Here is a 3,433-nt window from a genome sequence, read left to right as displayed (position 1 = left end):
AAATGCAGTGTTAGTTAAGGCTGTGCCTGGGCTGAGTGTTGCCGGAACTGTGGCGGTGATGGTGCGGGTGACGCTCTGACCGCTAGGCAGAGTCGGAATCGCCGGCCAGATGACCGTCCTCGTTGTGGGATTGAAACTACCGTCGTTGTCAGTGCTGACGAAAGTTAAGCCCTCTGGGATCGGATCTTCAATCAGCACGCTTTGGGCGCTGTTGGGCCCGTTATTAGTGGCAATAATAGTGTAGGTAATCGTGCTGTTGGGTGTGGCGACCAGCGGGCCTTTTTTAAGAATGGAAACGTCGGCTGCGACTGCTGCAGGCGGATCTATATTTTCGACGAGGAGATTGTTAACTTCGTGAATGTTTGTCTGTCCCCCTGTCGAAGCAGCAAAGCCAAATTTAAAAGTAGGTGGCACGGCTCCGTTTACGGTTGCCAAATTTGGTATGTCGAGCAGTGTTTCGCCCGCATCAAAGCTATCGTTGCCGTTCAAGTCGAAGGCAACTGACAGACGGTTAGGTGTTGCTGAAGTCGGCGGGGCTAATGTAACTTGAACCCTTCTTTTAGCATTAGTGCGAATGGTTTCATCTTTCTGATCTATGCCTATGGCAATGGAAGTGTTCGTTAAAAAATTATAAGATGTGCTTTCGTTGCCTCTAAGTGCTAGTGTATCTGGTTGCCTGGTACTGAATCCACCCTGTTTTTGACCAGCAACCGAGCTAGAATAATTGCCAAACTCGTCTAATCCTACACCTAAATAACCTCCTATAATACCGGGTACCGTGGGCGCCGGAGGACTCGTATTCTGAGCATAGCCGAGAGAGCCGCCAAAGCCTCCCGCTTGTGTTGGCGTAGCTGTTCCATCAATGAGGAAAAAACTAATGCCATCGGCACCAAGGAGGGAACCATCCGCTGAAGGGACAGTACCTCTGTTATAGGCAAAGAAATCAAAGGTAATTCTCAGACCCCCAGTGGCGGAGATGGCGTTGTTGTAGATTACAAAACCTGCTTGGTTAAAGGCGTTTGAGGTTAATCTCAAAGCACCTGTTCCGGGTGGATCGTTAATCCCTAAACTGGGAATAATGCCGTTCGGGTTGGCTGGACCTGCGGTTAAGCCTGGGTTAGCTGTAACGGTGTTGCCAACTCCATATATCCAAGGCCCGGCTACTGTTGGATCTTTAAATCCTTCAGCCACTAAGATAGCCAGGACTGATGTGTAGCCTTCTATGACTTCTTTTTCAAAGGCTATGTCGGTATTTATTTGTCCTGTAGTAATTTCTAATTCCCAGTCGCCACCTAATGCTGCACTCCCTGTTAGGTTATTGGAAGCGGCAATATTTGCCCCGGTTAATTCGCTGAGTTTTTGTATGAATTTAATGCCGGATTCGCCGGCGGCTATGTTACAGCCGTAAAGCAGAATGCTGCCGGATTCGTTAAGGGCTTTTCCCCACTGCTGCAATTGGTTGCTGTAGGTTTCTAGATTATCAATATTAAGTTCTGCCCGGCCGATTTCTACTGCTGCTTCTCTGCCGTGAGAAACTATGTGCAGGCTGGTGATGCTGCGCTGACCCAGAATTTCGGTGATTTGCTCAATCCCATCCCGCGTTTCATCTAGGATAATTACTTCCGCATTTGGGGAAACGCCATTAATTAAGCTCTGATAATCTTCAACATTTGAGTCAATAAAAACTAGAATTGAGTCCCATTTTTGGTGTATTATTTGCATTATATTTAATTTGAAATTTTTAAATTTCCCCTTCAAACAATATTTAGGTAATCACTAGCAATCAGATGCTAGTGCTTCCATCATTCCTTGCGAGTGCTTCGCTTCGTCCGCAATGATATGGTGAGTATTTATGCACTTACTACTAGGTCATTACGAATAACAAAGTAATTTTGCGAGTCAAGAAGCAATTGCAATCACCTTTATACCTTACCACGGACTCCCAATCATTGTAAATGCCGACCAATAATAAGGATGGGAGAGGTTTTCATTGTCTAGTTTAGCTAATTCTGGTGGCAATTCTAACTCCTTATTTAAGTTAGACAAAATTAAACGACCATTTTCAATGCGAACTTGACCTTTAATCATAGCAATTTGAGCCTGCCGCAAGGCTTCAGCTTTAATCGGCTCGACCTTCAAATGATGGTAAAATTCAGCCATTAACCCTAAAGTACCTTCATCGCTGACGTACCAAAGACTCGCCAAAACTGACTTCACCCCCGCTTGCACAGCTAGCCCCGCAAAGCCTAATTCAACGCCATTATCACCCACAGCAGTTTTACAAGCACTCAACACCAATAGCTCAACCTTAGGCGGCTGATTCCACCCTAGCTCGCGCACGCGATCGAGTGTTAGCCTGGTGTCTGATAACTCAATGTAAGAATTGCTCGGTGCTCCTGACTTAAACTCTCCGTGAGTGGCGAGGTGAATAATTCGATAGGCTTGGGTACGACGTTGCGACCTCAGATTATTGAGAGTAAAGGCTTGATTAAGGAAAGATTTGCCTTCCCATTGGGAGGCAATAGCGTTAAGTTCTGCAGGCACTGCTAGCAAGGGTTGGTTATTGGTAAATTGCGAGGCTCCCATTGCTAACACTTCAGTATTTTTAACGCTTTCATAGTTAGTATCAGTCAAGTTGACGCTGGGAATGAGTCCGATGCTGTACTTTTCTACTAGAAATTGAGAACCGTCATGGAGGGCGGCTAAGGGGAGCGTTCGCAATCCCGCATCCATACTAAAAACTAGCGTATCGATTCCCTGAGCTTTTAAATCCGCTTCTAAGGGTGCAATTATCCACTGGTAAAGTTGTTGGGATTCTGGCAAATATCTCTCAGTATTAATGTTTCTGGGATTAAGGAGTTCCGACCTGAAGCTGGAGGCGACTTGCCTCAAAGTTTCACGCCGGGCGGCGGGGATGCTTTTGTGAATAGGGAGACCAGTAGGGGGGACGACGATCAGGTCTAATTGTTCAGGGCGGGAGAAGACGTAGATAATGGCTGTTTTTTTACCAGTTTGGCTGGCGATCGCTTTAGTTCTTTGCTGTATGGCCGTAAAAGATTGCAAATCGCGCCTGATTTCCTGGTTAATGTATGACCCCACTTGTTCACTGTAGAAAAGATCCATCAAGAAAGTGGCTTCAGGAATATCGCCTTTATCGATTAGTCGTGTTATATCGCTGGGACCAACTCTATTTAGAGGCGATGCCGTTTGGACAACTTCGCTTACCCAATCGGATCTGTAGTTAAAAAGAGATGCAATTCTATTAATGATATTCAGGTTGTCAGATTGAGCGATCGCATTGGTAATTGAGATATCCGGTGATGTCGTTTGTTCCGGTGTTGGAGATGGTGTTGGAGATGGTGTTGGAGATGGTGTTGGCGCTGGTGTTGGCGCTGGTGTTGGCGCTGGTGTTGGCGCTGGTGTTGGAGATGGT

The 3,433-nt window shown here is 46.2% G+C and carries 2 protein-coding genes; both read right to left on the bottom strand.

Features of this window, described 5'->3' with window-relative positions; all coding sequences use genetic code 11:
- A partial coding sequence (locus QUB56_RS34715; RefSeq protein WP_332960905.1) for a DUF4347 domain-containing protein occupies window positions 1-1,722 on the bottom strand: 1,722 nt, incomplete at its 3' end.
- A 207-nt stretch (window positions 1,723-1,929) separates the two neighbouring features.
- Window positions 1,930-3,433, bottom strand: a 1,504-nt coding sequence (locus QUB56_RS34710) for a CHAT domain-containing protein (protein ID WP_332960904.1), incomplete at its 5' end; no start/stop codon positions are given.

Source organism: Microcoleus sp. AR_TQ3_B6 (assembly GCF_036702785.1).
Classification (GTDB): Bacteria; Cyanobacteriota; Cyanobacteriia; order Cyanobacteriales; family Microcoleaceae; genus Microcoleus.
This window is presented reverse-complemented; position numbering and strand designations above follow the sequence as displayed.